22 protein-coding genes and 2 tRNA genes are annotated in these 21,570 nt (G+C 63.1%); 15 read left to right on the top strand and 9 right to left on the bottom strand.

Features of this window, described 5'->3' with window-relative positions:
- Positions 1-81: 81 nt before the first annotated feature.
- The 7 genes from MRBLMC3_RS02775 to MRBLMC3_RS02745 all read left to right on the top strand — a co-directional run bounded on the left by MRBLMC3_RS02775 (position 82) and on the right by MRBLMC3_RS02745 (position 6,761).
- Positions 82-1,059, top strand: a complete 978-nt coding sequence (locus MRBLMC3_RS02775) for a GGDEF domain-containing protein (RefSeq protein ID WP_363825651.1) — start codon at positions 82-84, stop codon at positions 1,057-1,059.
- A gap of 197 nt (positions 1,060-1,256) precedes the next feature.
- Positions 1,257-1,901: a phosphoribosylanthranilate isomerase gene (locus tag MRBLMC3_RS02770; RefSeq protein WP_363825649.1), complete on the top strand. Its 645-nt coding sequence runs from the start codon at positions 1,257-1,259 to the stop codon at positions 1,899-1,901.
- Between the two features lie 90 nt (positions 1,902-1,991).
- Complete coding sequence (gene trpB, locus MRBLMC3_RS02765) at positions 1,992-3,233, top strand: tryptophan synthase subunit beta (RefSeq protein WP_363735385.1); 1,242 nt, start codon at positions 1,992-1,994, stop codon at positions 3,231-3,233.
- Positions 3,230-4,060: a tryptophan synthase subunit alpha gene (trpA, locus tag MRBLMC3_RS02760; protein ID WP_363734911.1), complete on the top strand. Its 831-nt coding sequence runs from the start codon at positions 3,230-3,232 to the stop codon at positions 4,058-4,060. The genes trpB and trpA overlap by 4 nt, the downstream gene beginning before the upstream one ends.
- On the top strand, positions 4,057-4,908 hold the full coding sequence (gene accD, locus MRBLMC3_RS02755) for an acetyl-CoA carboxylase, carboxyltransferase subunit beta (RefSeq protein WP_363734912.1): 852 nt from the start codon (positions 4,057-4,059) through the stop codon (positions 4,906-4,908). The genes trpA and accD overlap by 4 nt, the downstream gene beginning before the upstream one ends.
- A gap of 21 nt (positions 4,909-4,929) precedes the next feature.
- Positions 4,930-6,252 (top strand): bifunctional folylpolyglutamate synthase/dihydrofolate synthase, encoded by a 1,323-nt coding sequence (locus MRBLMC3_RS02750; protein WP_363825648.1) that lies wholly within the window; start codon positions 4,930-4,932, stop codon positions 6,250-6,252.
- Between the two features lie 68 nt (positions 6,253-6,320).
- Positions 6,321-6,761 (top strand): DUF6628 family protein, encoded by a 441-nt coding sequence (locus MRBLMC3_RS02745; protein ID WP_363734914.1) that lies wholly within the window; start codon positions 6,321-6,323, stop codon positions 6,759-6,761.
- A gap of 58 nt (positions 6,762-6,819) precedes the next feature.
- On the opposite strand, the gene MRBLMC3_RS02740 is transcribed toward MRBLMC3_RS02745, so the two are convergent.
- Both MRBLMC3_RS02740 and MRBLMC3_RS02735 read right to left on the bottom strand, forming a co-directional pair.
- Complete coding sequence (locus tag MRBLMC3_RS02740; RefSeq protein WP_363734916.1) at positions 6,820-8,130, bottom strand: AmpG family muropeptide MFS transporter; 1,311 nt, start codon at positions 8,128-8,130, stop codon at positions 6,820-6,822.
- 95 nt (positions 8,131-8,225) lie between these two features.
- Positions 8,226-8,684: a response regulator gene (locus MRBLMC3_RS02735; protein WP_363734917.1), complete on the bottom strand. Its 459-nt coding sequence runs from the start codon at positions 8,682-8,684 to the stop codon at positions 8,226-8,228.
- A gap of 161 nt (positions 8,685-8,845) precedes the next feature.
- Between MRBLMC3_RS02735 and MRBLMC3_RS02730 the strand changes: the two genes are divergently transcribed.
- Positions 8,846-9,760, top strand: coding sequence for a pseudouridine synthase (locus tag MRBLMC3_RS02730; RefSeq protein ID WP_363734918.1), 915 nt, complete (start codon positions 8,846-8,848; stop codon positions 9,758-9,760).
- Positions 9,757-10,305: a 16S rRNA (guanine(966)-N(2))-methyltransferase RsmD gene (gene rsmD, locus MRBLMC3_RS02725; protein WP_363825646.1), complete on the top strand. Its 549-nt coding sequence runs from the start codon at positions 9,757-9,759 to the stop codon at positions 10,303-10,305. Before MRBLMC3_RS02730 ends, rsmD begins: the two co-directional genes overlap by 4 nt.
- Positions 10,306-10,354: 49 nt before the next feature.
- Here the strand turns inward: rsmD and MRBLMC3_RS02720 are convergent, their stop codons facing one another.
- Positions 10,355-10,804 carry a globin domain-containing protein gene (locus tag MRBLMC3_RS02720; protein ID WP_363734921.1) on the bottom strand — a complete coding sequence of 150 codons (450 nt, stop codon included), beginning with the start codon at positions 10,802-10,804 and terminating at the stop codon, positions 10,355-10,357.
- Between the two features lie 109 nt (positions 10,805-10,913).
- Here MRBLMC3_RS02720 and MRBLMC3_RS02715 point away from each other — a divergent pair, with 109 nt between their 5' ends.
- Positions 10,914-11,366, top strand: a complete 453-nt coding sequence (locus MRBLMC3_RS02715; protein ID WP_363734922.1) for an RrF2 family transcriptional regulator — start codon at positions 10,914-10,916, stop codon at positions 11,364-11,366.
- On the opposite strand, the gene MRBLMC3_RS02710 is transcribed toward MRBLMC3_RS02715, so the two are convergent.
- Positions 11,347-11,811, bottom strand: a complete 465-nt coding sequence (locus MRBLMC3_RS02710; RefSeq protein WP_363825644.1) for a Fe-S oxidoreductase — start codon at positions 11,809-11,811, stop codon at positions 11,347-11,349. The two genes, MRBLMC3_RS02715 and MRBLMC3_RS02710, sit on opposite strands and share 20 nt — an antisense overlap.
- A gap of 148 nt (positions 11,812-11,959) precedes the next feature.
- The gene (locus MRBLMC3_RS02705; RefSeq protein ID WP_363825641.1) at positions 11,960-12,355 is read right to left on the bottom strand and encodes a GFA family protein; all 396 of its coding nucleotides are present in this window, start codon (positions 12,353-12,355) and stop codon (positions 11,960-11,962) included.
- 103 nt (positions 12,356-12,458) lie between these two features.
- Between MRBLMC3_RS02705 and MRBLMC3_RS02700 the strand changes: the two genes are divergently transcribed.
- A complete protein-coding gene (locus MRBLMC3_RS02700; RefSeq protein ID WP_363825638.1) occupies positions 12,459-14,735 on the top strand; it encodes an ATP-dependent helicase in 2,277 nt (758 codons plus the stop codon).
- A gap of 578 nt (positions 14,736-15,313) precedes the next feature.
- Here the strand turns inward: MRBLMC3_RS02700 and MRBLMC3_RS02695 are convergent.
- From MRBLMC3_RS02695 to MRBLMC3_RS02680, 4 genes are all read right to left on the bottom strand, one after another.
- Entirely contained in the window at positions 15,314-15,871 is a 558-nt protein-coding gene (locus tag MRBLMC3_RS02695; RefSeq protein ID WP_363825635.1) for a hypothetical protein, read from the bottom strand.
- A 560-nt stretch (positions 15,872-16,431) separates the two neighbouring features.
- Positions 16,432-16,507, bottom strand: a tRNA-Ala gene (locus tag MRBLMC3_RS02690).
- Positions 16,508-16,706: 199 nt separating this feature from the next.
- A tRNA-Ala gene (locus MRBLMC3_RS02685) sits at positions 16,707-16,782 on the bottom strand.
- Positions 16,783-16,871: 89 nt separating this feature from the next.
- A complete protein-coding gene (locus MRBLMC3_RS02680) occupies positions 16,872-17,207 on the bottom strand; it encodes a TIGR02300 family protein (RefSeq protein WP_133654682.1) in 336 nt (111 codons plus the stop codon).
- Between the two features lie 149 nt (positions 17,208-17,356).
- Between MRBLMC3_RS02680 and aroA the strand changes: the two genes are divergently transcribed.
- The 4 genes from aroA (at position 17,357) to rpsA (ending at position 21,461) form a co-directional block, all read left to right on the top strand.
- Positions 17,357-18,697, top strand: coding sequence for a 3-phosphoshikimate 1-carboxyvinyltransferase (gene aroA / locus MRBLMC3_RS02675; protein WP_363825633.1), 1,341 nt, complete (start codon positions 17,357-17,359; stop codon positions 18,695-18,697).
- Entirely contained in the window at positions 18,694-18,945 is a 252-nt protein-coding gene (locus MRBLMC3_RS02670) for a CBU_0592 family membrane protein (RefSeq protein WP_133654680.1), read from the top strand. The genes aroA and MRBLMC3_RS02670 overlap by 4 nt, the downstream gene beginning before the upstream one ends.
- Positions 18,942-19,577 (top strand): (d)CMP kinase, encoded by a 636-nt coding sequence (gene cmk, locus MRBLMC3_RS02665; protein ID WP_363825630.1) that lies wholly within the window; start codon positions 18,942-18,944, stop codon positions 19,575-19,577. The genes MRBLMC3_RS02670 and cmk overlap by 4 nt, the downstream gene beginning before the upstream one ends.
- A gap of 171 nt (positions 19,578-19,748) precedes the next feature.
- A complete protein-coding gene (gene rpsA, locus MRBLMC3_RS02660) occupies positions 19,749-21,461 on the top strand; it encodes a 30S ribosomal protein S1 (protein WP_133654678.1) in 1,713 nt (570 codons plus the stop codon).
- The last annotated feature ends 109 nt before the right edge of the window (positions 21,462-21,570 follow it).

Below are 21,570 nucleotides of genomic sequence, written 5' to 3'. Positions count from 1 at the left end.
ATTAATGCCGTCGACGGTCATTGCCGCCACCTGTCCGGTAGTTTAGAGGGGCCGCCATCATGACGTACTTGGGGGAGTACAATGGTGCAAAAGCAGACATATGCCGTCGCGAAGGATGTGTTGACGTTCCTTCAACAACAGTGGCTCGTAGCGACACCAAGAAATTACGCATTGGGCTATGCGCTAAAGACCGATACGGATTCAGCCTTGGTGCGAGCCATGAACGCCATTATCGATGGCGGCGTTCGCATGAGTCAGCAGCAGGCGGATGACCTTTTCATTCAGTTCGTGGGCCATGTCGGGGTGGCTAATGCCATCGAGGCCGACAAGGGCCAGGACCTGGCACGGCATCATGCCATACGCTTGGGCGAGATCGCGCAAAGCGCGGCCGCCGCGACGGGGGAATTCAACCGGGAACTGAGCGCGGGCTACGACAGGCTGGATGGGGAGACATCGGATCTTGCGCCGATCGTCGCGAGCATGATCGAGCGATCCTTGAGGGCCGAGAACGAGCTTGCGGCAGCGGCTCGCGAAGTCGAGGCGCTCCGGCGCGAGCTGGATGTCGCTCGCCACGACGCGACGAAAGACGCGTTGACCGGTCTTCACAACCGAAGAGCGCTCGACATGGAATTGGAGCGTTTGATCGCATCCGAAGGGCCCTATCTCGTCGCGATCTGCGACATCGACCGGTTCAAGTCGGTGAACGATCGTTATGGCCATGCTGTTGGAGATCGCGTCATCAAGACGGTCGCCGCCTCACTTTCGGAGGGCTGCGCACCACATATGGTCGGTCGATGGGGCGGAGAGGAGTTTCTGGTCATCCTGCCCGATCTGGACCTGGAGGACGGCGTAGCGCTCGTTGACAAGGCGCGTCGAGACCTGGGGCAACGTCCTTTCAATTTGCGCGAGACCGACGAGCCGATGGGCGCCATAACCTTCTCTGCGGGTGTCGCCATGATTGGCAGGGATGAAGCGGATAATGTGGCCGTGCTTGCCCGGGCCGACGCGGCACTCTATCGCGCAAAGGATCAGGGCCGGAATCTGGTGCTTTCTGGCTGACTGGGATCCGATTCCAGTTATTTTGCCCGTTCCATTCGAACGACGCGCCTATCCCTCGTCCAATAGTCATAGCCGTCTCATCTGATCCGTCGCGCCGCCCGCGGCTGATCCCGCTCCACCACGCCCGCGATGCCAGGAGAAAGGGTGGCGGGATGAAAGCGGTTCTCACACCCTGCCGCACCGGCTAAAGCGCCTTCATGTCCCGACTCGCCATCAAGATTTGCGGCCTTTCGACGCCCGACACGATCGGCGCGGCCATGCGGGCGGGCGCCACCCATCTTGGCTTCGTCCATTTTCCGAAAAGCCCCCGGCATGTCGAAGCGGACCAGTTGCGATCGCTGGCCGCGCCCGTCCCGTCCCATATCGGGCGCGTCGCCGTGCTGGTCGATCCAACCGACGAAACACTCTCTGATCTGAGCGCCACCGGCACCCTCACCGCCTTCCAGCTCCATGGCAAGGAGACGCCCGAACGCGCCGCCGCCATTCGCACACGCTTCGGCATTCCCGTCTGGAAAGCCATTTCGGTCAAGACCGGCGCGGATATCGCCGCCGCGGGGATTTACGCCGACGCTGTCGATTTCCTCCTGTTCGACGCCAAGACGCCCGATGGTGCTGCGCTGCCCGGCGGCATGGGCCTGCGCTTTGACTGGACATTGCTGCGTGGCGCCTCCCCCTCCCTGCCCTGGGGGCTTTCGGGCGGACTTGGCATCGACAATGTGGCCGAGGCCATCCGCATCACCGGCGCCCCGCTGGTCGACATTTCCTCCGGGGTCGAAAGCGCGCCGGGCATCAAGAGTGTGGACAAGATCATGGCCTTCTGCAATGCGGCATCGGCATGTTGACGCAGAGCATAAATTCAGAACGCATCAGCCTTCGATGGCGTTGATCACTTGGCCCAAGTGATCCAACCCATGCCCGAAGAGATGGAAATGATGACCGATAATATCACCCTGCCCAACAGCCTGCGTTCACAGCCCGATGCCTCCGGCCATTTCGGCACCTTTGGCGGCCGTTATGTGGCCGAAACCCTAATGCCGCTCATTCTGGAGCTGGAGAAGGTTTACAAGGAAGCGAAGCAGGATCCGGCCTTCGATGCCGAATTCACCGAATTGCTGCGCAGCTATGTCGGCCGCCCGAACCCGCTTTACTATGCGGGGCGCCTGACCGAAGCGCTGCGCGCCGATGCCGGCCCCGGCAAGGGCGCAAAAATCTACCTGAAGCGCGAGGAACTCAACCATACCGGCGCGCACAAGATCAACAATTGCATCGGGCAGGCGCTTCTCGCCCGTCGCATGGGCAAGAAGAAGGTCATTGCCGAAACCGGCGCGGGCCAGCACGGCGTCGCCACCGCCACCGTCGCCGCGCTGTTCGGGATGGAATGCAAGATCTTCATGGGCGCAAAGGACGTGGAGCGGCAGAAGCCCAACGTCTTCCGCATGAAACTGCTGGGCGCGGAAGTGATCCCCGTCATTTCCGGATCGCAGACGCTGAAGGATTCGATGAACGATGCCCTGCGTCACTGGGTGTCGAACGTCCACGACACCTTCTATATCATCGGCACGGCGGCCGGGCCGCATCCCTACCCTGAACTGGTGCGCGATTTCCAGTCGATCATCGGCCGGGAAGCACGCGAACAGATATTGGAACTGGAAGGCCGCCTGCCTGATCTGCTGATCGCGCCGGTCGGCGGCGGCTCCAACGCCATCGGCCTTTTTCACCCCTTCCTCGACGATGCGGAGGTCAAGATGATCGGCGTCGAAGCGGCGGGCGAAGGCCTGCATGGGAAGCATGCGGCAAGTCTGGCGGGCGGCAAGTCCGGCATATTGCACGGCAACCGCACCTATCTGCTCCAGGACGAGGACGGGCAGATCACCGAAGCGCACAGCGTGTCCGCCGGTCTCGACTATCCCGGCATCGGACCTGAACATAGCTGGCTGCACGAAATCGGCCGCGTGCAATATATGCCGATCACCGACGACGAGGCACTGGCCAGCTTCCAGAAACTCTCCGCGCTGGAGGGCATCATTCCGGCGCTGGAATCCGCGCACGCCATCGCCAGCGTGGAAAAGGTCGCGCCCACTCTCGACGCGGAGCAGATCATCATCGTCAATCTTTCGGGGCGAGGCGACAAGGACATCTTCACGGTGGCGAGCGCCCTGGGGGTCGAGATATGAGCGCCGATCGTCTCTCCGCCCGCTTCGCCGCATGCAAGTCGCAGGGCCGCGCCGCGCTCGTCACCTTCGTGACCGCGGGCGATCCGACCGTGGCTGACACGCCCGCCATCCTCGACGCCCTGGTGGAAGGGGGCGCGGACATCATCGAACTCGGCATGCCGTTCACGGATCCGATGGCTGACGGGCCGGCGATCGAGCTCGCCAATCTGCGCAGCCTGGGCTCCGGCACGAAGACGAAGGACATCTTCGCCCTCGCTACTGCCTTCCGCGATCGACATCCCGACACGCCGCTGGTCCTGATGGGCTATGCAAATCCGATGCTGGTGCGCGGCGCGGCCTGGTTTGCGGACCAGTGCAAAGCCGCGGGCGTCGACGGCGTCATCTGCGTCGATGTCCCGCCGGAGGAAGATGCCGAAATCGGCCCCGCCCTGCGCGCCCAGGGCATTCACCTGATCCGCCTTGCAACGCCAACGACTGACGCCGCAAGGCTGCCCACCGTGCTGAACGGCGCCAGCGGTTTCCTATACCATGTCGCCGTCGCCGGGATCACCGGCAAGCAGCAGGCCGCCCAGACCGCTGTCGAACAGGCGGTGGCCAGGCTGAAGGCCGCCACCGACCTGCCCATCGCCGTGGGCTTCGGCGTCCGCTCCGCTGAACAGGCCGCCGCGATCGGACGGGTTGCCGATGGCGTGGTGGTGGGTTCCGCCATCGTCGACATCATCGGTTCGCATGGTGATGCCGCCGCGCCCTTCGTCAAGGATTTCATCGCCGCCCTTCGCGCCGCGCTGAACGCCAACAGCCCTCATTTCCGGGAGACCGCCGCATGAGCTGGATCAACCGCGTCCGCAACGCACTGCCCTTCATGGCGAAGAAGGAAACCACCGCCGAAACGCTGTGGCACAAATGCCCTTCCTGCGCCGAGATGATCTTCATCAAGGAATGGGAGGATAATCTCTCCGTCTGCCCGCGCTGTGACCATCATGGCCGCATCGGACCTGCGGAGCGGTTCGAACAGATACTCGATGCCGGCTTCATCCTGCTGCCAACGCCGCAGGTGCAGGAAGATCCGCTCAAGTTCCGCGATTCCAAACGCTATCCCGACCGCATAAAGGCCGCCCGCGCCGCGACCGGCGACCAGGACGCGCTGATCAACGCCCGTGGGGCCATTGACGATGTGCCGCTCGTCATGGGGGTTCAGAATTTCGCCTATATGGGCGGCTCCATGGGCATGGGCGTGGGCGCCGCCTTCATCCAGGGCATCAACGAGGCCATCGCCCGCAAATGCCCCTATGTGATCTTCACCGCCGCAGGCGGGGCGCGCATGCAGGAGGGCATCCTCTCGCTCATGCAGATGCCGCGCTCGACCGTGGCCATCCGGAAACTCCACGCCGCGGGCCTGCCCTATATCGTGGTGCTGACCGATCCGACGACCGGCGGCGTCACCGCCAGCTATGCCATGCTGGGCGACATCCAGATAGCGGAACCCAATGCGCTCATCGGCTTCGCGGGCCAGCGCGTCATCGAAAGCACGATCCGCGAAAAGCTGCCCGACGGATTCCAGCGCGCTGAATATCTGCTGGAACACGGCATGCTGGACATGGTCGTCCACCGCAGTGACCTGCGCGACACGCTTGCCCGGGTGATCGGCTACCTCGCCCCCCGCGCCGCTGCCTGACGCTGCCTGAGACCAGAGCCGATGGCCGACCACGCCGTTTCCGACGATCCGGCTGTTCAGGCACAGCTTGACCGCCTGGCCACCCTGTCGCCCGGCGCCGACATATTGGGGCTGGAACGCATCGCCCGCCTGCTGGACCGCATCGGCAACCCGCATCGCGCCCTGCCGCCGGTCTTCCATGTTGCCGGCACCAACGGCAAGGGTTCGACCTGCGCCTTCCTCCGCGCTGCGCTGGAGGCGGACGGCAGGAAGGTCCATGTCTTCACCTCTCCCCATCTGGTCCGCTTCAACGAACGCATCCGCATTGGCGGCAAGCTGATCTCCGACGAAGCGCTGGCCCATTATCTCTCCCGCGTGCTCGACGTGGCGGAAGGGATCGGCGCCAGCTTCTTTGAGGTCACCACCGCCGCAGCCTTCCTCGCCTTTTCCGAACATCCCGCCGACGCCTGCATCGTGGAAGTGGGCCTTGGCGGCCGCCTTGACGCCACCAATATCATCGAACGACCCGTGATCTGCGGCATCGCGCAGCTCGGCCTCGACCATCAGAGCTTCCTTGGCGCCACGATCAGGGAGATTGCCGCCGAAAAGGCCGGCATCGCCAAACCCGGTGCGCCGCTGGTGACGCAGCGCTATGCCGACGCGCTCTTCCCCGTGATGCTGGAAGCCGCGGCCCGCAACCGGACCCAATGGTTTGCCATGGGCGAGAGCTGGGACGCGGCGGCCTATCGGGATCGCCTCCATTATCGCGATGATCAGGGACGGCTCGACACCCCCCTGCCGCGCCTGCCCGGCGCGCACCAGATCCACAATGCCGCGCTCGCCTTCGCCATGCTGCGGCACCAGAATGTCATACCCGTAGGCGAGGCCGCCTTGAAGGCAGCGCCGCTCTGGGCGCATTGGCCAGCCCGCCTGCAAAGGCTGGACCATGGTCCGCTGCTCGCCCCCCTGCCCGAAAGCACCGAAGCCTGGCTGGATGGCGGCCACAATGCCAGTGCGGGTGAGGCGATCAGCGCCTTCTTCACCAGCGAAAGGCTTGAGGAGCAGAAGCTCCAGCTGATGATCGGCATGTTGTCGAACAAGGATCTGGAGGCCTACCTCCGTCCTTTTGCCGGTCGGATCGCGCATATCCATGCCCTGCCGGTACCTGGCCATGACCATCATCCACCGGAACGATTCGCCGCCATTGCCGATCGCTGGGGCATTGGCTGCACCGCTCATGCCATGCCGGAAGACGCCATTGCGGCCATTGCCGCTGGACCGGACCACGCCTCAAAATTGCTGATTTCCGGCTCGCTCTACCTCGCCGGTGAAATTTTGCGACTGAACGGGCAATTTCCCGACTGATTTTACTTGCGATTGACTCGCAATAGCGTAGCTTTGCCATCTGACGACAAGGCAGAAGGTAGTGACGCATGGTCCATGGAGACTCCCCCTCTCTCGATAATCTCCGGCCGCTTCCCGGCGGCTATGGCAACCGGCTTTTCCTCTACGTGATGCGCCGCATCGCGACGGCCGGCGTCAACGATGCCCATGCCGCCAATGCCATGCTCGGCGCCTTCGGCCGCAGCTATCGTCGGCCGCTGGTGCTGATGCGCGCGATGATGCTCGAATTGGCCCGGACCTCCAGCCGCAAGATATTGATCGCGCCCTGCTGCTGTTCGCGGATGACAAGCGACGAGGCGCTGATGATGCAGGCGATCGGCAGCGCCCTGCGCGATCCCCGATCGGCCTATGACGATGTGGCGGCACTGCTGGGCAACGACCATGCACTGGGCGCCCTCACCTGCCTTCAGGCCGTGGCGCAGGCGCATCGCGACCTGGGGCGTCCTCTCGGACTTTATGGGGCGGTTTAGAGACTGTCTGGAAATACGCTGCTTCGCGCGTTTTCAAACAGATGCCGAGCACATCGGTTCAGCCATCCTGCGTGGCCGCCGTGCCGACGCTGGCATCGATCAGTCCCGCGCGCATCATCAGCCAGAACAGGACGATGCCCGGCACCGCCAGGGCGGTGGTCAGCAGGTAGAAGTCGACATAGCCGAACCGTTCGATCATTCCACCCGCGGTCGTCCCGGTCAGGAACCGTCCCACAATGCTCGCCGCCGCCGAAATCAGCGCATATTGCGCGGCCGTGAAGCGCAGGTCACAGAGCGCCGAGAAATAGGCGACCACAGTCACCCCGCCGATCCCGCTCGCAAAATTTTCGAAGCCAATGGCACCGGCCATACCCCAATTGCTCTTGCCCAGCGCCGCCAGCAGCGCGAAGCTGAAATTGGACACGCCCATCAGCAGCAGGCTGACCAGCACAGACCGCTTCATCCCCATGCGCGCATAGAGCACGCCGCCGACGAAAATCCCGATCAGATAGGCCCAGAAGCCGATGCCAACATCGTAAATGGCGATCTCGTCATTGGTGTAGCCCATATCGTCAAACAGCAGGCGAAAGGTCAGATTGGCGAGCGTGTCCCCGATCTTGTGCAGCAGGATGAACAGCAGCACCAGCCAGGCGCCGCGCCGCCGGAAGAATTCCACGAGCGGCCCGGCGATCGACTGCCATATTTCGTCCAGCCCCCGCCGCGCCGTCGGTTCGCGGTGCCGCTCCGGTTCGCCGAGTGCGAGCCCGGTCAGCATGGCGGGTAGCGCGAATATGGCGCAGGCCATATAGGCGCCATGCCAGCCGATCCGCGCCGCCAGCACCAGCGCAAGCGCGCCCGCTGCAACCGATCCGATGCGCCAGCCATATTGCGACATGCCTGACCCCACCCCCAATTGCTCCGGCCGCAATGTCTCGATCCGATAGGCATCGATGACGATGTCGAAGGTGGCACCCGCAACGCCGACCAGGATCGCGGCATAGGCCGTCTGCAGCAGGCCGCTGGCGGGGTCGACCAATGCCAGGTTGATGACCGCCGCCATCACGAGCAATCCCGCGAGCAGCAGCCAGCTCACGCGTTGCCCCAGGCGACCTATGACCGGCAGCCGAACCCCGTCGACGACCCAGGCCCACAGCCATTTGAGATTATAGACGAGGAAAGCGAGGGTGAACGCCGTCACCGCCTTCTTGTCGATGCCGTCCTGCGCCAGCCGGGTGGTCAGCGTGGCGCCGATCATCGCATAGGGAAAGCCCGACGATATACCGAGAAAAAAGGCACCCAAGGGCGCCTTCTGCATATAGGGCTTCACCGCATCCAGCCAGCTTGTCGAGCCCTTCGCCATGTCGGTCATAAATTGATGCGCCCCCGGACGATGATAGTCCGGGCCACCATATGGGCAAATGTCAGTGTGGCAAGCCGTCCGCCCATCTTATATCGGCGATCGGATCAGACAGCATCCCCGAACAGGTGCAGGCCATCGGGCAAGCGAGGCAGAATCTTGCCCCGCAGCAGAGCATCCACGACATTGATCGCCGCCAACAGATCGCGCGGCGCATATGGCTTTGCCAGGCATCCCAGTGCCAAGCCTCGCGCGTCGACAGGGCAGGCGCCCGTCACGAACAGCACCGCAACTCCTCGACCTGCGGCAAAGCGCGCCAGGTCGATGCCGCTCTTCTCGCCATGAAGGGTCACGTCCGCGATCACCAGATCGACGCTTTCCTCCTCCATGACACTGACGGCATGGGCATATTCGTCGACGGTCGCGGCGACGCGATAGCCCGCCATTTCCAGCACATGTTCATTGTCGAAGGCAACCAGCGGTTCATCCTCGACCACCAGCACGCTGCGAATGGCCTTGCGGCGCTCCCGCGCTCCGGCTTCCCCTTTTACCAGCCCGAAAAACATTTGCCGATACGCCCCATTTGCGCCATTCAACCGACCAACGTGCAGCGCCCCGCAGGGGTTTCGCATCGTCCTGGCGCATGGGCGCAAGGACAGCACCATTCGTCAATTTCCTGGCTTCTCCAATATGGGGAGGCCATCCCGTTTTGAAAAGGAACTCTTCTGTGGAACCGCCGAAAAAATCTGGGCCGCCGCGTCGGCCGGGCTCCGGTGGTCCCAGACGTCCGAATGACGCCAAACCGGTGCCAGGGTCCCGCCCGGCTCGCCCGCCCTTCAAGAAGGCCAGGACGGCGCCCGCAAAACCGGCCAATCCCCATCCCGCCCGCGCCGCAGCCGTCGCTAGCGGCAAGAACGAGCCGCAGCGCATCGCCAAATTGCTCGCCCGCGCAGGCATTGCGTCCAGGCGGGAGATTGAGCGGATGATCGAGGAAGGACGGATCACGCTGAACGGGGAGACAGTGTCCACGCCCGCCACGCTCCTGACCTCGCTTCACGGCGTCGCCGTCGACGGCAACCCGGTCGCCGCGCCGGCACCCGCGCGCATGTTCCTCTTTCACAAACCATCGGGTTTCCTGACGACAGAGCGCGATCCTCGCGGGCGGCCCACCATTTACGACAAGCTGCCGGCCGACCTTCCCCGCGTCATGCCGATCGGACGGCTCGACATGACGACCGAAGGCCTGCTGTTGCTCACCACCGATGGAGAGTTCAAGCGGCAGATGGAGCTGCCCTCGACCGGCGTGCCGCGCACCTATCGCGCCCGCGCTTTCGGAGAGGTCAGCCAGAACCAGCTTGAGGATCTGTTCGACGGGCTGGAGATCGACGGCATCCGCTATGGCCAGATAGAGGCCAATCTGGAACGCCGCACCGGGCGCAACCAGTGGATCGAAATGACGCTGACCGAAGGCAAGAATCGCGAAGTCCGCCGCGTGCTCGAACATCTGGGGCTTCAGGTGAACCGGCTGATCCGCACCAGCTATGGCCCCTTCCACCTGGGCGAACTCGCATCCGGCGCGGTCGAGGAGGTGCGCCAGCACGACCTGGTCCTGTTCCGCAAGAGCCTGAAGGACGCGAAATGAGGATCGTCGCAGGCCAGTGGCGCGGCCGCCCCCTCGTCGCGCCCCGCGGCGACGCGACGCGACCCACGGCGGATCGCACCCGCGAGACCCTCTTTTCCATGCTGCTGAGCCGGATCGGCTCCTTCGAGGGGTTGAGCGTCGGCGATTTTTTTGCCGGCTCGGGCGCCCTGGGTTTCGAAGCGCTTTCACGCGGCGCGGCAAGCTGCGTCTTTGTGGAACAGGACCGTGCCGCGCTCGATGCGATCCGCGCCAATGGCGACAAGCTTGGCATCCGTCCCGACATTCGCCAGAGCAGCGTCCTGTCGCTTGGCCCGGCGAGCAAGCCGCTGGACCTTATCTTCATGGACCCGCCTTATCAAAGCGGGGCGGGCATGGTGGCGCTGGACAAGCTCAGCCGCCTGGGCTGGACCGGCCCCGCCACATGGATCAGCATCGAGACCGACCGCCGGGAAGATGTCGAGGTCAAGGGCTTCGCCACCGACGCGGTCCGGGACGTCGGCAAAGCCCGGCTGACGCTGCTACGCGCAACGGACCAGGCGGAATAATCCGCCCCTCCGATCGGCCCCGGTCCTCGCGGAAGCCCTTCACGCCGGATCACGCCGCTTCGGCATCCTCATAAGCCTGTGCCTCCTTGCCGATCAGGATATTGGCCAAGAACCAATAGGCCTGCCCCCAGGCGTCCAGCACGGCATCGGTCGCCACCTCCTCGCCCAGCACATCGCGGATGGCGGGCAGCAGCGCTTCGGCCACCTTGGGGTAATGTTCCGCCTTGACCCCCGTTTCGACATGGCGCTGCACCATCCGCGCGACGGCGCCGTCCAGAGCCTGCAACCTGTCGATATTCTCGGCATAGCCCAGGATCGCCGCAGCCAGCCGCTTGGGCTGCTCCCCGCTTTCCTGCGCCGCCTGATCGAACATATCCCTGATCGACGCATCCATGAACAGACGGGCGTACATGGCCGTCGTGATCTCCACGCCATGCTTGCGCAAGGCAGGGGCAGTCGCTTTCACGATGGCAATGGTGTCGTTGGTCAATTGGGTCATGGATGCACCTTTGTCGAGCAGTTACAAAGGTGCATCTACTATGCATGTTTTAAGATGTAAACAGGATATATGTTCAAGACCCGTCCTATGGCCTATAAGCGTGGATGCCATGCAGTTGACCCGCCACACCGACTATGCCCTGCGCGTTCTCATCCATCTCGCGGTCGCACCAGGCGGCCGCGCCACCATCCCGGAGATCGCTGACGCCTACGGCCTGTCCCGCAACCATCTGATGAAGGTGGTGCATCATCTCGCCCAAGGCAGCTTTCTGAAGACCCAGAGGGGACGTGGCGGAGGCTTCACCCTGGCGCGTCCGGCAGAGACTATCGGCCTGGGCGAAGTCGTCCGCCATAGCGAGCCTGACATGAAAATGGCCGACTGTGAGGGTTGCGCGCTACGTCAGGCCTGTGGCCTGTCGGGCATATTGCGGGCCGCCACCACAGCCTTCCTGTCTGTGCTCGACCAGCATAGCCTTGCCGATGCGGCGCGGGACCGGGCCGGGCTTGCGGCCATCATCGCCGCCCTGCCCGGCCCGAAAGCCGTCAGCGCCGCTTGCGCATAGATTTGGGCGCTTCGCTTCTGTTGATGCAGCTATCCTGCACGGTCTTGCTGCACAGCGGATAATCCTTCTGTTCAGTTGGCGGAGGAGTCATGTTGCCGCCGACCGTAGCGGGGTTGGCAGACGTGCCGACCGGAGCGGAGGGATCATGCGGCACGCCGGCGGGCGCCGGCTGCATGCCCGTCTCAGGAGGCACGGCACCCATCGGCTGGCCAGCATTGGGATCAGCGGCGGGCGGCGGTGTAGCCGGTGTCGCCGGACTGGCGGAAGCCGCTCCGGGGTCGGCCGGCGTGGCGGGTGTGGCAGGCGTCGCGCCCTGTTCGGGCGGAGGCGGCGCACCGGTCGCTGGCGGCTGCGTCGAAGCAGGCATGTCCTGCGCGATCGCCATACCAGTGACGCCAGTGCAAAAGGCCAGCATGGCCGCACCAGCCAACAGGATCGATTTCATCGGGATCATCCTTTCCTTGTTCTCACCCCGTTCTGCCATTCGGGCTGGACAAAGAACCGGATGCATTACGCCTGCGTTCCTGCGATGGCGACGAACCGTTGCGATCGCGCCGTCAGACGATGCCCCAATGACGCTCCCCGGTGGGGCCTCAATGCTCCGGATAGCGTTCGAACTTGGGCAATTCATGCGCACCCGCCATCCACGGCGCAGCCTCGGCGAATTGCACATGGATGGTGGGCGGCAGAACGGACTGGTCGTCCAGCGTTGCCGTCTGGATGTCGACCATCCCCGGAAAGAAAGCAGAGTTGCGATAGAACAACCCCGTGCCGCAGGTTCCGCAAAATTCCCGCGTCACATTTTCGGAGGACTGGTAGCTCACGGCTTTGCCCGTCACAGTCACCATATCTTCGCGAAACAGAGCCCAGCCGACCATCGGCGCTCCGGCGCTTTTCCGGCAATCCGAACAATGGCACAGCGCGCTATGGACTGGTTCCCCCCGCGCTTCATACTGGATAGCCCCACATTGGCATCGCCCAGAGACCATGGCCTTTCTCCTTGCATGATTCGCCTTTTGTTCTCATAGAAGGAACGGTAGCGCAAGGGGCCCGCTCTTGCCGCTTCCCGCCCAGCATCCTAGTTGACAGCTCATGACCCTGCCCGCTCCCTCGCCCGATGATCCCCCCTATCTTCAGGGGCTGAACGAACCCCAGCGGGAAGCCGTGCTCACGACCGAGGGGCCGGTGCTGGTCCTCGCCGGCGCAGGCACGGGCAAGACGGCGGCGCTCACCGCCCGCCTCGCCCATCTGATCGCCACCAGGCAGGCCTATCCCTCCGAAATCCTCGCTGTCACCTTCACCAACAAGGCGGCGCGGGAAATGCGGGAACGGGTCGGTCGCATGATCGGCCCCGCAATAGAGGGCATGCCGTGGCTCGGCACGTTCCACGCGATCGCCGCAAAGATGCTGCGCCGCCATGCCGAACTGGTCGGCCTGCAATCCAATTTCACCATCCTCGACACGGACGATCAGCTTCGCCTGATGAAGCAACTCATCCAGGCCGAGGGTATCGATGAGAAGCGCTGGCCCGCCCGCCAGCTCGCCGGCCTTATCGACCAGTGGAAGAACAAGGGCCTGACCCCGGAGGAAATCGGCGCCGGCGAGAGCGAGGGCTATGCCAACGGAAAGGGGCAGAAGCTCTACGCCGCCTACCAGGCGCGCCTGCGCGATGTGAATGCCTGCGATTTCGGGGACTTGCTGCTGCATGTTCTGACGATTCTGAAACGCCACCGCGACGTTCTGGAAAGCTATCAGCAGCGTTTCCGCTACATCATGGTGGACGAATATCAGGACACCAACTCCAGCCAATATCTCTGGCTCCGCCTGCTGGCGCAGACGCGCAAGAATATCTGCTGCGTGGGCGATGACGACCAGTCCATCTATTCATGGCGCGGCGCGGAAGTCGCCAATATCCTTCGGTTCGAAAGGGATTTTCCGGGCGCGAAGATCGTCAGGCTGGAACAGAATTACCGATCGACACCCCATATATTGGGCGCTGCCTCAGGGGTCATCGCGGAAAATGGCAATCGCCTGGGAAAGACGCTCTGGACGGACATCGACGTGGGCGAAAAGGTCCGGGTCATCGGCGTATGGGACGGACCGGAGGAAGCGCGGCGCGTAGGCGAAGAAATCGAATCGATAGAGCGCGGAGGCGGGTCGCTGGACGAGGTCGCCATCCTCGTCCGCGCCCAGCACCAGACTCGCGAGTTCGAAGACCGCTTCATACAGATCGGCCTGCCCTATCGCATCGTCGGCGGCTTCCGCTTCTATGAACGTGCCGAGATTCGCGACGCGCTTGCCTATCTTCGCCTGGTCAACCAGCCTGCCGATGATCTGGCCTTCGAACGGATCGTCAACGTTCCCAAACGCGGCCTGGGCGACAAGGCGGTGGAAAAGCTGCATCGGCTTGCCCGCGCAGAGGGCATACCGCTCGCCCTCGCCGCTGCGCGGATACTCGACACGGATGAGATGACGCCGCAGGCCCGGCGCAGCCTGGGCGCCTTCATCGGCGATCTCGCCCGCTGGCGCGACCGCGCGGCGCAACTGCCTCATGCCGAGCTGGCGCGGCAGATATTGGACGAAAGCGGCTACACCGCCATGCTCCAGGCCGAACGCACCGCCGAAAGCGCGGGACGGCTGGAAAATCTGAGCGAACTGACCCGCGCCATGGAGGAATATGAGACGCTGGGCGCCTTCCTTGAGCATGTCAGCCTCGTCATGGACAATGAGGCGCAGCAGGACGAGCGCAAGGTCACGATCATGACCATCCACGCCGCCAAGGGGCTGGAGTTCGATACGGTCTTCCTGGCAGGGTGGGAGGAGGGAATTTTCCCCTCCCAGCGCGCGCTGGACGAAGGCGGCCTCAACAGTCTGGAGGAGGAGCGTCGCCTCGCCTATGTCGCTATCACGCGGGCGCGGAAATCCTGCATCATCCTCCACGCCGCCAACCGCCGCATCTATGGCCAGTGGACCAGCTCCATCCCTTCGCGCTTCGTCGGGGAACTGCCTCCCGAACATGTGGAGGAGGAGAGCAGCATGGCTGGCGGCGCCTCGCTCTGGCGCGCCAACTGGTCCGAACGTGCAGATCCCTTCGCCAATGTCCAACGGGGATCCGGCCGCGGTCCGGGCTGGCAGCGCGCCCAGCAGGGCGGGCAATTCACCACCGAACCCATCCGGATCGTGGAAGCGCGCACATCAGCCGTCTCGCTCGGCAACAAGGGTCGCGACGACATGAGCATCGGCCTGCGCGTCTTCCACCAGAAATTCGGCTATGGCACCGTGGCGCAGATCGAAGGCAACAAGCTGGAGATCGACTTCGAGACGGCCGGACGCAAGCGGGTGATGGACAGCTTCGTCCAGCCGGCTTGATTTTCAACATGCGTTTCCGGAATGGTTCAAAACAATGGGCATCAAATGCTCCGGCTCTCGCACCCCCCCGACAATATAGCCGGACATAAGATCACCGGTCCGTAACCCTGCATTTTTGCCTTTCAAAAGAAATCCGTATATTCCAATAAGATATACGGCAACAGCAACCGAGTCCGCGCCAGAGGCTCCGACGGCTTCCTGATCTCCGCGCAACGAAACTGGCCCCCAGGCGGTTTCAACTTCGCGCAGATGCCAGCTTAACCGTCCTCGTGTTCCGCCGGCGCTACTGCGAAAGGAGGATAGTACTTCTCCCCAGGCCGTTGCCCCGACAGGGATCGCCAACCTCCCGTCAACGCAGACAGGTGCTTCCACTCGAAGCCTGAACCTGTCCCCCGGCTTCGCCCCTCTGCTGCCTACGGCATCCACCACCGAAAGTTGCACAATGGTGCCGTCGATCCAGCGGGGAGCATCGGCTCTGTTCTGCGACACGCCTGGCAAAGGCGAAGCGAGGATCTGTGCATCTACTGCCGAGACCATGCAACTCGCGCTGAGCCATGCGCTCAAGACGAAACGCATCTTCATTGTGGCACCCCGTTGCGGAACTCCGTCTCGCCCCCGTCGGACATGGGTTGTTGCGTCGTTGCCAATGCCGATTGCGCCAACATGTCGCCGGCCGGCGCGCCCATGATGAATGGAAGATCCTCATCTAGAATGGCGGTGAACGCAGTTCCGCGAGGGATGCGGGCGCTTGTGCCGGTCATGATGAAACCCAATGGCCAGGAAGTCATGACAGCGCCTACAACTACCGCCGTACCCGTTACTCCCTTGTCGTTGATTCCGCCCGTCAAACGGACGCGGCGTCCGCTCATATTAAGGTGGACGGCGCGAACTTCGACAAAGCCCGACTTGCCCCACATGCCTTTGTTGCGAGCTTCAATGATCTCTCCTTCGCCGCGCGTTCCAGCGGGAATGACCACCAGCGGACCAATCATTACAGGAGCGACTGTTTCAATCGGAAATCTTTGACCGGAATAGGATTGCTTCTTCTTGGTGGTCAGGTCGGCCAAAATGCGAACCGCAAACTTGGTGCCGACCGGCACATATTGGACGCTGGCGACACCCGCGGAGCTTGTCATCGGGGCCTGAGCCTGCGCCGGGATTACTCCAATCGAAGTCGACCATAAAATCGTAGCGAGTAGTTTCGGCACGTTCTTCCCCCCTTCACGAACTGAACTTGCCGCGACACTACTGCCTTGTTTTATTTACGCTTCTTCGCATTTAGCATTAGCTCGAAAAATTCAGCAGCTAATCCAAATGGCTAGCTGACGATGATCGCGAGTCAGCCGGCTCCGCTAAGCCTTGCACTGCATATCGCGACAGGCGGCAGCATCTGCGATGCAGACGACGAAATAAGGCTCAACCGTAACCCAGCAGCAACAGCATCCTCAAAAAGCGTCCTATTTGTCCAACAGGGGATATTTTCGCCTGTCCTATTCCGTCCCGACCGACCTACCAGACGCCGTCTTTGAAATGTCCGGCATATCAGACCCCCGCGGATACGCGCGCCCAGGCACGCGCGCGCATACACTGTGAACTTCGGCGGAAAATCAAGGAAATCGGCCGCAATCAGCAGCCTCCCGCCCGACAGGATCGAGCGACCTGCCGATGGCAAGGCATTTCGGATGATAGGAAAATTTGGTGGAGCCTAGCGGGATCGAACCGCTGACCTCCTGCATGCCATGCAGGCGCTCTCCCAGCTGAGCTAAGGCCCCATCGTTTGCGGCATCATACCGCATCCCAATGGATCAGGCCATGTCCGGCGTCAAAGCCGTCGGCCTTATGTCTGGACGTCCCGTGCCCAAATCACCAGGAGCGTTGATCGAAGTCATTTGCAACCTCGACACACCCCTTGCTTGCGCTCGGGAGTTTTTCGGAAAAATGTCCCTAGGGACATTTCATTTCCCGAAAAACTGGTGGAGCCTAGCGGGATCGAACCGCTGACCTCCTGCATGCCATGCAGGCGCTCTCCCAGCTGAGCTAAGGCCCCGTTTCCAGTGTCGGCGCCGTTTGGGTCCGGCGCCTCGGAGGCCGCTGCCATTAGGTGGCAGCGAACTCCTTGGCAAGCACAAAATTCAATTAATTGTCGTCGTCGCCATCGTCCCCGCCGGCATCGACGCCCAGGTCGTCGTCGCCGCCCAGATCGACGTCATTGTCCGGCGAATCGCCGTCATCATCCACGTCCAGATCCAGGTCCAGATCGTCGTCGGCCGTCTCCATTTCACCGTCGGCGGTTTCGATGACCTTCTTGGGCGCTTCCTCATAGGGCAACGGCTGTTTCGACTTCAGCACGGGTTCCGGTTCCCAGGCGGTGCCGCAGTTGATGCAGGTGACCGGGTCATCCTTGCCCAGGTCGTAGAAGCGCGTGGCGCATTTCGGGCAGGTACGCTTCGTGCCCCATTCAGCCTTGACCATGTCCGGCCTTATCCTTCTCTTGCGAGTGCTCAAAACAGAAATTACGCGGCACGACAGGGTCGCCCGCGAAGAGACGGCGCCTTGCCATAGCGAGGCCGCGCTGTCAAAAGCCGGGCGCATTTTTTCAAGTTTTGCAGACGGATTGACCCGTGACCGCTTTTTCCGACCAGCCGACCCCGATGACCTTCACCGCCTCCCCCGCCCTTTCCGGTTCGATCCACGTGCCGGGCGACAAGAGCATTTCGCACCGATCGCTGATGCTTTCGGCGCTGGCCGTGGGCGAAAGCCGGGTCGAAGGACTGCTGGAGGGAGAGGATGTGCTGGCCACCGCGGCCGCCATGCGGGCCATGGGTGCGGACATCAGCAAGGATGCGGACGGCATCTGGCATATCCACGGCGTCGGCGTCGGCGGCCTGCTTCAACCGGACGGCCCGCTCGACATGGGCAATAGCGGCACCTCCACCCGCCTGTTGATGGGTCTTGTCGCCAGCCACGCCATCACCGCGACCTTCGTGGGCGACGCCTCGCTCAGCAAGCGCCCCATGGCGCGCGTCACCGATCCGCTGTCCCGCATGGGCGCGAGTTTCACAAGCAGCCCCGGCGACCGCCTGCCGCTCACGATGCGCGGCGCCTGCCCGGCCGTACCGCTCGACTACCGCCTCCCCGTCGCGTCGGCGCAGGTGAAGTCGGCCATCCTGCTTGCCGGGCTCAACACGCCCGGCATCACCCGCATCGTGGAGCCGGTCCCTACCCGCGACCATAGCGAGAAAATGCTCAAGGGCTTCGGCGCAGACCTTGAGGTCGAGGTGGAAGCGGACGGCACGCGCATCATCACGCTCAGGGGCGAAGCGGAACTTCTCCCGCAATCGATCACCGTTCCCGGCGATCCTTCCTCGGCCGCCTTCCCGATGGTCGCCGCGCTTCTTGTTCCGGGATCGAAGGTCACGATCGCCAATGTCGGCCTCAACGCAACCCGCGCAGGCCTTGTCGATCTGCTGCGGGAAATGGGCGGCGACATCATTGTCGAAAATCCGCGCCAGGTCGGCGGGGAGCCGGTGGGCGACCTCGTGATCACCGCCTCGGCACTCAAGGGGGTGGAGCCGGATCCGGCGCGGGCGCCGTCGATGATCGATGAATATCCCGTCGCCTTCATCGCCGCCGCCCTGGCCGAAGGACGCAGCATATTCCGCGGACTGGAGGAACTGCGCGTCAAGGAATCTGACCGTATCGCGACCATGGCGGCGGGGCTGCGTGCCATCGGCGTGCAGGTCGAGGAACTGGAGGACGGCATCGTCATAGAGGGCAGCAATGGCACGCTCCTGCCCGGCGGCGGTCCGATCGCCACGAAGCTGGACCACCGCATCGCCATGAGCTTCGCGATTGCGGGCCTTGTCTCCAGCAATGGTGTAACCATAGATGACATGCGCCCCGTCGCGACCAGCTTCCCGGGTTTCACCACCCTGCTGCAATCGCTCGGCGCGCTGACATGACCTTCGATCTCGCCAGCATCATCGGGTTGATCGGCAGTGGCATGATGGTCTTTGCCTATGCCTACAGCAACATGGCGAAGACGCTGAACTTCATCCTGTTCAACCTGCTGAACCTGGTCGGCGCACTGCTGCTGATCTATTCGCTGACCATCCATTTCAACATCGCGTCCTTGGCGCTGGAGATCGTGTGGTCCATCATCGCGCTCATCGGCCTTGCCAAGGCATGGCGGAAAGGCAAAGCATCATGATCATCGCCGTCGACGGTCCAGCCGCTTCCGGCAAGGGCACCATCGCCAAGGCGCTCGGCCGTCATTATGGCCTGCCCGTCCTTGACACCGGCCTGCTCTATCGCGCTGTCGGGCTCGCCGTCTTGAAGCGAAGCGGTGATCCCGATCACGAAGCGGACGCTCTCGCTGCCTGCGATTTCGACGCCGCCATGCTGAACGATCCTGCTCTGCGCAGCGAGGCCGTCGGTTCGCTCGCCTCCCGCGTCTCGATCCATCAGAGCGTGCGTCAGGCCCTCGTCAATCGGCAGCGCGAATTCGCGACCCAACCCGGCGGCGCGATCCTGGATGGCCGGGATATCGCCACCATCATCGCGCCCGATGCCGAAGCCAAGATCTTCGTCACCGCCAGCGTCCATGTTCGCGCCCAGCGGCGCTATCAGGACGCGCTCGACCATGGCGGCCATCCCGACATGGATAGCCTGATCGCGGACATCCAGGCGCGCGACACCCGCGACATGAGCCGCGACCATGCGCCGCTCCGTATGGCCGATGGAGCGGACTTGCTCGACACCAGCAATTTGACTATAGACGCCGCCGTCCGGCAGGCCATTGCACTGGTGGACGCCCAGTTGGAACGTCGGCGACAGGCCTGACGCGATGCCGGGTGCCGGGAGTTCCCAGGCGCCCTTTTCGCTTATCCACCAGGCGTCGACTCGTCAGGTCTTACGGATGTTCGCGCGGGTATTCGGCCCCGCGGACGATTTGGCCTGAAAGACCACCGGATACAACCGGTAGGCCAGCAATGAAGAATGAAGGAAACTACCATGGCCTCTACGGCATTCCCCTCGCGCGACGATTTCGCCGCGCTTCTCAATGATTCTCTCGGTGGCGAGGACGGCGGCTTCGAAGGTCGCGTCGTCAAGGGCACCGTTACCGGCATCGAAAACGACATGGCTCTGATCGACGTCGGCCTGAAGTCGGAAGGCCGCGTGCCGCTGCGCGAATTCGCCGCGCCAGGCCAGAAGGCTGACCTGAAGGTCGGCGACGAGGTCGAAGTCTATGTCGACCGCGTCGAAAATGCCCATGGCGAAGCCATGCTGTCGCGCGACCGCGCGCGCCGCGAAGCCGCCTGGGACAAGCTCGAAGCCGAGTTCACCGAAAATGCTCGGGTCGAAGGCGTCATCTTTGGCCGCGTCAAGGGCGGCTTCACCGTCGACCTCGACGGCGCCGTGGCGTTCCTTCCCGGTTCGCAGGTCGATATTCGCCCCGTGCGCGACGTCACCCCGCTGATGGATATTCCGCAGCCCTTCCAGATCCTGAAGATGGACCGCCGCCGCGGCAATATCGTCGTGTCGCGCCGCGCCATTCTGGAAGAAACCCGCGCCGAACAGCGCAGCGGCCTCATCCAGACGCTGGCCGAAGGTCAGATCATCGAGGGCGTCGTCAAGAACATCACCGATTATGGTGCGTTCGTTGACCTGGGCGGCATCGACGGCCTGCTGCACGTCACCGACCTGTCGTACAAGCGCATCAACCACCCGAACGAGATGATCAACATCGGCGATACCGTCCGCGTGCAGATCATCCGCATCAACCGCGACACCCAGCGCATCAGCCTTGGCATGAAGCAGTTGGAAAGCGATCCTTGGGAAGGTGCTGCCGCCAAATATCCGGTGGGCGCCAAGCTGTCGGGCCGGGTCACGAACATCACCGAATATGGTGCGTTCGTCGAACTGGAAGCCGGCATCGAAGGTCTGGTCCACGTTTCGGAAATGTCCTGGACCAAGAAGAACGTCCACCCCGGCAAGATCGTTTCGACCAGCCAGGAAGTCGAAGTTCTGGTCCTCGAAGTCGATCCCGAAAAGCGCCGTATCTCGCTCGGCCTCAAGCAGGCCCAGAACAACCCCTGGGACAGCTTTGCCGAACGTCACCCGATCGGTTCGACCGTCGAGGGCGAAGTCAAGAACGCGACCGAATTCGGTCTGTTCATCGGGCTGGACGGCGACGTGGACGGCATGGTCCACATGTCGGACATCGCCTGGGGCATTTCGGGCGAAGACGCCCTGGCTCTGCACCGCAAGGGCGAGACGGTTCAGGCCGTCGTTCTCGACATCGACGTCGAGAAGGAGCGCATCAGCCTTGGCATGAAGCAGCTTGAGCGTGGCGGCCCGGCTGCTGGTGGCACGACCGCCGCTGCCGCTGGTCTCAACAAGAACCAGACGATCACTGTCACGGTTCTGGAAGTCCGCGACGGCGGCCTGGAAGTCCAGGCGGGCGAGGACGGCGCGACCGGCTTCATCAAGCGCAGCGACCTGGGTCGCGATCGCGATGAGCAGCGTTCGGAACGCTTCCAGATCGGCCAGAAGTTCGATGCGATGGTCACTGGTTTCGACCGTGCGAAGAAGCCGACCTTCTCCGTCAAGGCCCTTCAGATCGCAGAAGAGAAGCAGGCCGTGGCGCAGTACGGCTCGTCCGACAGCGGCGCGTCGCTGGGCGACATTCTGGGCGAAGCGCTGAAGGCCAAGAGCGAAGGCTAAGCGCACATTCGATATGTAACTTAAGTAATATGGCCCGCCGGAACTTAACTCCGGCGGGCTTTTTATTTTCCCAAAATGAGATTGACATACCGATATTGGCCGATTGTCA

This window comes from Sphingobium sp. LMC3-1-1.1, from assembly GCF_040676285.1.
GTDB lineage: Bacteria > Pseudomonadota > Alphaproteobacteria > Sphingomonadales > Sphingomonadaceae > Sphingobium.
The sequence above is the reverse complement of the archived record's forward strand: the minus strand, read 5'-3'. Positions and strand labels throughout refer to the sequence as shown.

Bases quoted from the DNA above. Each gene is read 5' to 3' on its own strand.
- trpA (WP_363734911.1), top strand. From the start codon at position 3,230: ATGAGCGCCGATCGTCTCTCCGCCCGCTTCGCCGCATGCAAGTCGCAG.
- MRBLMC3_RS02735 (WP_363734917.1), bottom strand. From the start codon at position 8,684: ATGTTTTTCGGGCTGGTAAAAGGGGAAGCCGGAGCGCGGGAGCGCCGC.
- MRBLMC3_RS02700 (WP_363825638.1), top strand. From the start codon at position 12,459: ATGACCCTGCCCGCTCCCTCGCCCGATGATCCCCCCTATCTTCAGGGG.
- MRBLMC3_RS02775 (WP_363825651.1), top strand. From the start codon at position 82: ATGGTGCAAAAGCAGACATATGCCGTCGCGAAGGATGTGTTGACGTTC.
- MRBLMC3_RS02705 (WP_363825641.1), bottom strand. From the start codon at position 12,355: ATGGTCTCTGGGCGATGCCAATGTGGGGCTATCCAGTATGAAGCGCGG.
- cmk (WP_363825630.1), top strand. From the start codon at position 18,942: ATGATCATCGCCGTCGACGGTCCAGCCGCTTCCGGCAAGGGCACCATC.
- MRBLMC3_RS02710 (WP_363825644.1), bottom strand. From the start codon at position 11,811: ATGAAATCGATCCTGTTGGCTGGTGCGGCCATGCTGGCCTTTTGCACT.
- accD (WP_363734912.1), top strand. From the start codon at position 4,057: ATGAGCTGGATCAACCGCGTCCGCAACGCACTGCCCTTCATGGCGAAG.
- MRBLMC3_RS02715 (WP_363734922.1), top strand. From the start codon at position 10,914: ATGCAGTTGACCCGCCACACCGACTATGCCCTGCGCGTTCTCATCCAT.
- MRBLMC3_RS02740 (WP_363734916.1), bottom strand. From the start codon at position 8,130: ATGACCGACATGGCGAAGGGCTCGACAAGCTGGCTGGATGCGGTGAAG.
- MRBLMC3_RS02770 (WP_363825649.1), top strand. From the start codon at position 1,257: ATGTCCCGACTCGCCATCAAGATTTGCGGCCTTTCGACGCCCGACACG.
- rsmD (WP_363825646.1), top strand. From the start codon at position 9,757: ATGAGGATCGTCGCAGGCCAGTGGCGCGGCCGCCCCCTCGTCGCGCCC.
- trpB (WP_363735385.1), top strand. From the start codon at position 1,992: ATGACCGATAATATCACCCTGCCCAACAGCCTGCGTTCACAGCCCGAT.
- MRBLMC3_RS02680 (WP_133654682.1), bottom strand. From the start codon at position 17,207: ATGGTCAAGGCTGAATGGGGCACGAAGCGTACCTGCCCGAAATGCGCC.
- rpsA (WP_133654678.1), top strand. From the start codon at position 19,749: ATGGCCTCTACGGCATTCCCCTCGCGCGACGATTTCGCCGCGCTTCTC.
- MRBLMC3_RS02745 (WP_363734914.1), top strand. From the start codon at position 6,321: ATGGTCCATGGAGACTCCCCCTCTCTCGATAATCTCCGGCCGCTTCCC.
- MRBLMC3_RS02720 (WP_363734921.1), bottom strand. From the start codon at position 10,804: ATGACCCAATTGACCAACGACACCATTGCCATCGTGAAAGCGACTGCC.
- MRBLMC3_RS02695 (WP_363825635.1), bottom strand. From the start codon at position 15,871: ATGACAAGCTCCGCGGGTGTCGCCAGCGTCCAATATGTGCCGGTCGGC.
- MRBLMC3_RS02750 (WP_363825648.1), top strand. From the start codon at position 4,930: ATGGCCGACCACGCCGTTTCCGACGATCCGGCTGTTCAGGCACAGCTT.
- MRBLMC3_RS02670 (WP_133654680.1), top strand. From the start codon at position 18,694: ATGACCTTCGATCTCGCCAGCATCATCGGGTTGATCGGCAGTGGCATG.